Origin of the sequence: Bacillus cereus group sp. BfR-BA-01408 (assembly GCF_022663305.1) — a bacterium.
Classification (GTDB): domain Bacteria; phylum Bacillota; class Bacilli; order Bacillales; family Bacillaceae_G; genus Bacillus_A; species Bacillus_A pacificus.
Window position 1 is genome coordinate 1 of sequence record NZ_JAKUFF010000131.1, and the last position, 6,492, is coordinate 6,492.

The following is a 6,492-nucleotide window of genomic DNA, read 5'->3' on the forward strand; positions in this document are numbered from 1 at the left end:
GGCGCTTTTGTTCTTCTTGTTGTTTACGAGCTTGCTCATCAGCGAGACGTTTTTCATCTTCTTGCTTACGAGCTTGTTCCTCGGCTTGACGTTTTTCATCCTCTTGCTTACGAGTTTGTTCTTCAGCTTGACGCTTCTCATCTTCTTGTTTTTGAGTTTTTTCGTCCGCTTCTTTCTTTTCTAGTTCTTTTTTCTTCTCGCTCTCTTTTTCTTCTGCATTGTTAGAAGTAACTTTTTTACTAGTTGCTGCTGTTTTTTCAGAAGTAGGGTTTGAAATGCTTGATAACGCACCAAAAATGACAAATAAAATAGCAGTGATAATAAATTGTTTTTTTGCTACACCTGTCTTTTTAATTACGGATAAGATTGCTAGAACAAGGAAGAAAATAAATAATATGAAACTTAAAGTAGCAAAAAAATCGATGACTGGGTGTTCAGATTTTGTAGTGCCCATTTCTGTTAAGAGAATCGAAATCATAAAAAGAATAACGGTAGGACGACCATATTGTTTTGCTTTTCCATTTTTCTTAAAGAATGAAATGATACATAGAACTAAAAGAATAAAAGCAATAAAAAATAAAGTTGCACCAATATTACTCAAAATTGCCATTTTTATACCTCCATTTGTAAGATTTTCACTATTGATTATATAGGAACTTATTGGATATTACACGATTTATATGAATTTAGAAAATTAGTATTTTTAATAGACTTATAAACATTTATTCAATATATAAGAAAAAATAGATATATTTCCTATTACGTTTTTAAACAAAATTCATAAAGTATAATATATCGATTGAAAGGGGGGATTTGAATGGAATTTCAATTGTTAGTGAATTGTATATTACAAGAAGGTAATGCTTACTTTTTAGTAACGAAGGTAGACGATGTAATTACGTTAAAAGTACCGATTACTGCGGGAGTAGCAGGTTTATTCTTAGCTTTAGGTGTACCAAGATGTTCTTAATTTAAATCTCTACAGTAGAAAGAGGAGGACAAGCCTCTTTCTACTAATACATAATTATTTTATGTAAACTAAAATGTTATTTTAGTAATAGCACATTTAGAATGGACATGCATATACTATAATGTTTTTTAAGTTATGAAAATTAAAGAGGTGCTATTATATATGAAAAGAAGAACATTTGATATTCCAGTCACATTACGAAGAGAGTGGTTTTTAATAGAATTAGCCCATTTAACGAAAAAATATGGAATTGAAATTGCAACTAGCAAAATGGAAGCTGCACCGTTTTTAAGAGATCAAGTTACGGAATCAAAAATAGGATCAGGCCTCCAATATGATAAATATGATGATGAGTATATCATTGAAAATTAAAGGGTACCAGCAAAAATAAATTCCTTTATAACAAAATATAAAATAAAGCAGATTCTAAATATGGAATCTGCTTTATTATGAAATAATTCTAGTCAACTAGCCTCTTTCTAGTGTTTTTCCTACATATTTTTCTTGTGTTATTCCGAAAGATTCATGAAGAATGCGAGCATAATCTTTTGATTCTATTGGTCGTTTATTTTTGATGCCTTTAAAGGTTTCTGTATAATTTTTATTTGTTAATGATACGTGCCCATAATCAGTTAATTTACAAGTAATAGCCCCTTTATTAAAAGGAGATTCTTTATGTTCCACAATCACTTTTTGAATGTTATTCACCTTTTTCTCATCTATTGAATCTAAAGTAAAGGCATAGCCTATTTTCCATTCATCTGAAGGTTCAGATTGCAAGAAATTTGTAGATTCCCCGTTAGCTCCTTTTCTCATTTCTAAAATGTGTGTACCTTTTCGGGTCGTTTGTTTGCGAATTCGATATTCTCCCGTTTGAGAAGAGATGACTTCTCCGGTAAAGGGGACTGGATGTAAAGGTAGATGAGATGCAAAACCCGCGTCTATAACATAATCTTTATTATTATGATTTAATATGATAATGACATGACCATCATCGGGTTTCCATTTATTATCGTAAAGATCATAAACAGTACCAGCTACTTTATATACTTGAAACCCACAATCCATTAAAAAGTAATACAATAAGGAGTTTAATTCATAACAAAGACCGCCTCGTTTTTGAATAAGTAATTTTTCTACTAAGTTCTTTTTTGAGATATCTTTAATCGTACCAGCCATAATATCGAGATTTTCATAGGGAAGAATCAAGCCCATCTTTAAGAGGATTTCATTTAAATCATCAAATGTTACTTCTTTTACAGGAATTTTTAGTCGTTTAAAAAACTCCTTTTGTAAATTGGTCAACATAAAGCGTTCTCCTTTCTTTTTACAGAATTTTCTTCTGCTCACCGCTAGGTTAGTACTTCTAAAAGTTTAATTCAAGTCTGCGAAAATTATCATAATATATGTTTCTGAAAACCTTATTATCTATTTAGAAATTTCAGTTTAATCTTTCGGCGTAGGAAAGTCTTACAGCATAAGCTTCTATTCGTTTGTTTTGTATTAAATTAAATAAAAGTACATATCTTCATTCCTCTTTTTTTATAACTAGGTAGTAATAAAGTGTTATTTTTCTAAAGTTTTTTCAAGATTTGTATACTTTATATAGACAATGATGATTAAGAGATATTTGGATTTAGTACGGTTAACAATTATTGAGAAACTTTTTTATAGTGTTCTCTCAAAAGGAAGAGATAGAAACAAAGAGAATAACGTGTGTTAAGGAAGAAGGGGTACTAGTAATCTCTTGAGAATAGGGACAAGATTTTGTTTAAGTAAAAAGATTATCTAGTATTAAGAAAGAAGATAAAAAATTACAAAGAGCACCTTCTTTCAAAAAAAGTGGGGGGAGTAACATGCGATTGATGAGAAGATGTGTTGCCTTACTAATTGTATTTTTTATCATGGTTCCAATGATTAGCACAAATGTGCAAGCAGAAGTTGTAAAAGAGCTTAAAACAGGCTTTCCAAATCAAGAAGTCTTTACACCTGGAGATTGGTTTTTAGGGCAAAAACCTGCAAATTATGATGAGAATAAACCTCCAATTCTTTTTGTACAAGGAAGGAATGGGAATGCTGATAGTTGGTATGGAAAGACAGTGTATCACGATATAAATGATATGTATGACTATGCTTTGAAAGCAGGCTATCAAACAGTATTTATACAATTATATGATGCTGCTGGAAAAGGATCAGCTAGTCAGTGGGACAACGGAAAATTGTTAGCACAAAAATTAGAAGAAATATATAATCATTTCGGTAAAAAAGTTAATATTGTAGCACATAGTAAAGGCGGTATCGATACACAGGCTGCATTAGTAGGATATGGTGCAAATCGATTTGTCGGAAATGTTATCACGCTTGCGACACCACATCATGGATCAAACTTAGCTGATTTATCATATAGTTGGTGGGCGGGATGGCTTGCCTCTATATTAGGTCAAAAAGATGATGGTACGTACTCATTACAAATGGGCGAAATGGCAAAATTTCGTTCAACGATTGATAATAATCCAGCAGCTAAATTAAACCGTTATTATACAGTTACGGGAACTAGTTGGGGCCCTGTATTCTCGGCGTTATCCATGGGCGGATTATATTTGTCATCATACGGTTCAAATGATGGACTAGTAAATGAGTGGAGTGCTAAGTTGCCGTATGGAACTCATTTATTTACAGATTCCAGATTTGATCATGATAATATACGAAAAGGATCTGCTGTGTTCTCACGAATTGAACCATATTTACGTACATCAAATGTAGCCGTACCAGCTTTAGTAGCATCCAGCACTAGTTCAAATGAAAACATAGAACAATTAAATACAACTTCAAACCAAAACATTTTAGGCGGAGAATTGCCACAAAATCAGTGGATAGAGCAAACTGTTACAGTTGATAAAAAGTCAGAAGGAATCGTTTCTATATTAACTGCTTCGTCTAATGTAGAAGTACAAATGATATCACCAAAAGGAAAAATGTATACAAATAAGGATAGCGTTATAACTACTGGTGAAGAAGAATCTTTCTTTGGTGGTGCAACAATTAGAACATTTAAATTTGATAAAATGGATGTAGGAGAATGGAAAGTTAAAATGATGGCGAAGCAGTCGAAAGATGCATATCTAGTTATAAGCGATTACAAGAATGACGCACCATTTGTTCTTCAAATGCCTACCAAAGTTAAAGTAAATAAACCTGAGTATAAACTGAAAAAATCACCTGTAGCACCTGAAATGAAAGGGGATCTTTCCATAACAGTAAGAGTTGTGAATGAAGAAGGGAAACTAGTCTCTGAATTTAATGAATTGCAAAATGTTAATAACAATACATTTACTGGTGCTTTGAAGGACATAAAGCAACCAGGAGTATATAACGTTACGATGGATATAAAAGGGATGAATAAAGAAGGACTGCCTTATAATCGTACAATTGTTAAGTCGGTTTATGTGGAGAAGTAAGGACGAATAGATATTAATATAAAAGTGTAGAAATCTTGTGTTAGAAAGATTTCTGCACTTTTTTGATTATTATCCCGCTATTTGCGGGATAATAATCAGTGGGCGTTTATGTTCTATAAGAGAGACTAGAAATTGAAGAAGAGGATTAGTTATTAAAAAAAGATGCTGAGCTAGCATCTTAATCTAAGTCGGCTTTTTATTTACTTAATTTTGTTACAGTTAATTCAAGTGAATTTATACCATTATCACAAGTTACAATTTTTTGCTTATTAAAACCGCTGTTATTTCTAAGTTGAATGGTAGAATTTTCTGGTACCGTAACAATTGTTTCACCAACGAGTTGAAGACATTCGTTATTTGCTGAATTAGTCATTTGAATTGCGAAATCTCCTTGGCTATTAGCAAGGGGATTGTTATTTAAGAATATAGTCATGACTGGAATATGTGGAAATACAGGATTTAAAGTAGTGTTAATAGTTGAAATGAAAGAAACTCTATAATCACCAGCTTGACTAAATTGTATAGTAGTAGGATTTAGTAAGGAAACTCCTCCTGCTATAGGGCCGAAGTGATTAAATGGAAAAGGATCGCCAAAAGAAACAGTTATAAATTCAGTTTGCCAAAAAGCCCCATAAGCTGGACCGGATGGTTTATGTGAGCTGGGGGGACAGGGGCAGGAACATCTTTTAAACGATTTTGAAGAATGAAAGTGAGGATTCAATCTATTACCTCCTATTATTAATAGATTTAAGACACATAGTAGTTTATGTAAATGGGAGGAAATTTGTTTGTATGCTTGTACTATATAGAAGAAAAGATAATAGATTTGGAAGATAACGTGCTCAAATAATGAAATATAGTATTAGGATATTATTTGTGAAATTTTTGAAGGAGGTTAATGAATTGCTAGAAAAATGAGCCGAGGTTCTTAATAGATTGAAGTATAGGAGAAATGATTATTATATTAATTTCACTTGAAAAGGAAACATTATTATCTTCAGTTGCACTAATGTTATCGAGTAGTGAATTTCTATGATTTGAATGTTGGTATATTAGAGTCTTTAGTTATCGCTTTTTATTTATGTAGATGGGCAGGAAGAAGACGAAAAGTATCGAATGAATGTACATATGTAGCATTGTTTGCTTTTGGTGTGAATAATAGTAAAAGATACGTTGAAATATTTTAAACCGTAACGAAAGAACGATTAAATTATAGAAGGAGCAACTTACATGGAAAATATATTAAAGGTATCTTCAAAATCAAGCCCAAATTCAGTTGCAGGTGCAATAGCAGGTGTACTAAGAACAAGTGGCAATGTAGAAATTCAAGCGATTGGGGCTGGTTCTTTAAATCAAGCGATTAAAGCAATAGCAATCGCAAGAGGATTTGTTGCTCCAAGTGGTATCGATTTAGCCTTCGTTCCAGCATTTCAAGAGGTTACGATTAATGAACAAGAAAGAACGGCGATTAAATTAATTATAGGTCCTAGGAAGAAAAGGTAACTGCAGTAATTCACTATTGAAATGACATTTAACATAACAAACAAAAAAGTGTCACAAATGCTATAAACCAGGCATTTGTGACACTTTTATAGTTTTGTAAGAATAAAAACCTCTAAAACTGCTCATTCTTCTCCCAAGATTCCACAATATAATGTGCAATCGTCGGATTGAATCCTTTCCCAACTAAAAACATAATGGCAGCAACTTCTGTTAAAGCGTGTTTATGTGATGTATGTTTTGCTTCATTTAAACCGTAATCTACCCAAGGTTTTACGAAATCTAGTACAGGTTTCTTTAAAGGTAAGAACTGTGTACCGACAACTTGTTGAATTTGTTGTTGCGTTGGTTCTGTAATTGGTCCAGGTGGTAAGATTTGTGGCTGTGTAATATCTAATGTTGGTCCAGGTGGTAAAATTTGTGGTTGTGTAATATCTACTGTTGGTGGTTTAGGTGGTGAGACACGTGCGTCGTAGTTTGGTTGATACATTTGTTGTTGATATTGAGGTTGTTGTGGCTGAGTTGGGTATGGGTTTTGTTGAAACTGTTGTTCTTGAGTTTGTG

General features: G+C 32.5%; 7 protein-coding genes and 1 pseudogene. 4 read left to right on the forward strand and 4 right to left on the reverse strand.

The window, feature by feature from the left end; genetic code table 11:
- Window positions 1–610: UbiA prenyltransferase family protein (locus MR083_RS25780; protein WP_242270052.1), on the reverse strand; the 610-nt coding region annotated here is incomplete at its 3' end.
- Window positions 611–817: 207 nt separating this feature from the next.
- Between MR083_RS25780 and exsG the strand changes: the two genes are divergently transcribed.
- Window positions 818–970, forward strand: a complete 153-nt coding sequence (exsG, locus tag MR083_RS25785; RefSeq protein WP_000395674.1) for an exosporium protein ExsG — start codon at window positions 818–820, stop codon at window positions 968–970.
- Window positions 971–1,132: 162 nt separating this feature from the next.
- On the forward strand, window positions 1,133–1,342 hold the full coding sequence (locus tag MR083_RS25790; RefSeq protein ID WP_000830253.1) for a hypothetical protein: 210 nt from the start codon (window positions 1,133–1,135) through the stop codon (window positions 1,340–1,342).
- Window positions 1,343–1,438: 96 nt separating this feature from the next.
- Here the strand turns inward: MR083_RS25790 and MR083_RS25795 are convergent, their stop codons facing one another.
- Complete coding sequence (locus MR083_RS25795; RefSeq protein ID WP_000957152.1) at window positions 1,439–2,278, reverse strand: arylamine N-acetyltransferase family protein; 840 nt, start codon at window positions 2,276–2,278, stop codon at window positions 1,439–1,441.
- Between the two features lie 548 nt (window positions 2,279–2,826).
- On the opposite strand from MR083_RS25795, the gene MR083_RS25800 reads away from it, so the two are divergent.
- Window positions 2,827–4,428 (forward strand): esterase/lipase family protein, encoded by a 1,602-nt coding sequence (locus tag MR083_RS25800; protein WP_001238713.1) that lies wholly within the window; start codon window positions 2,827–2,829, stop codon window positions 4,426–4,428.
- A 196-nt stretch (window positions 4,429–4,624) separates the two neighbouring features.
- On the opposite strand, the gene MR083_RS25805 is transcribed toward MR083_RS25800, so the two are convergent.
- Window positions 4,625–5,149 carry a hypothetical protein gene (locus tag MR083_RS25805; protein WP_001068075.1) on the reverse strand — a complete coding sequence of 175 codons (525 nt, stop codon included), beginning with the start codon at window positions 5,147–5,149 and terminating at the stop codon, window positions 4,625–4,627.
- Between the two features lie 509 nt (window positions 5,150–5,658).
- Here MR083_RS25805 and spoVS point away from each other — a divergent pair.
- Entirely contained in the window at window positions 5,659–5,931 is a 273-nt protein-coding gene (gene spoVS / locus MR083_RS25810; protein WP_000427805.1) for a stage V sporulation protein SpoVS, read from the forward strand.
- 112 nt (window positions 5,932–6,043) lie between these two features.
- Here spoVS and MR083_RS25815 read toward each other — a convergent pair.
- Window positions 6,044–6,492, reverse strand: a pseudogene (locus MR083_RS25815) (hypothetical protein); the annotation flags it as partial.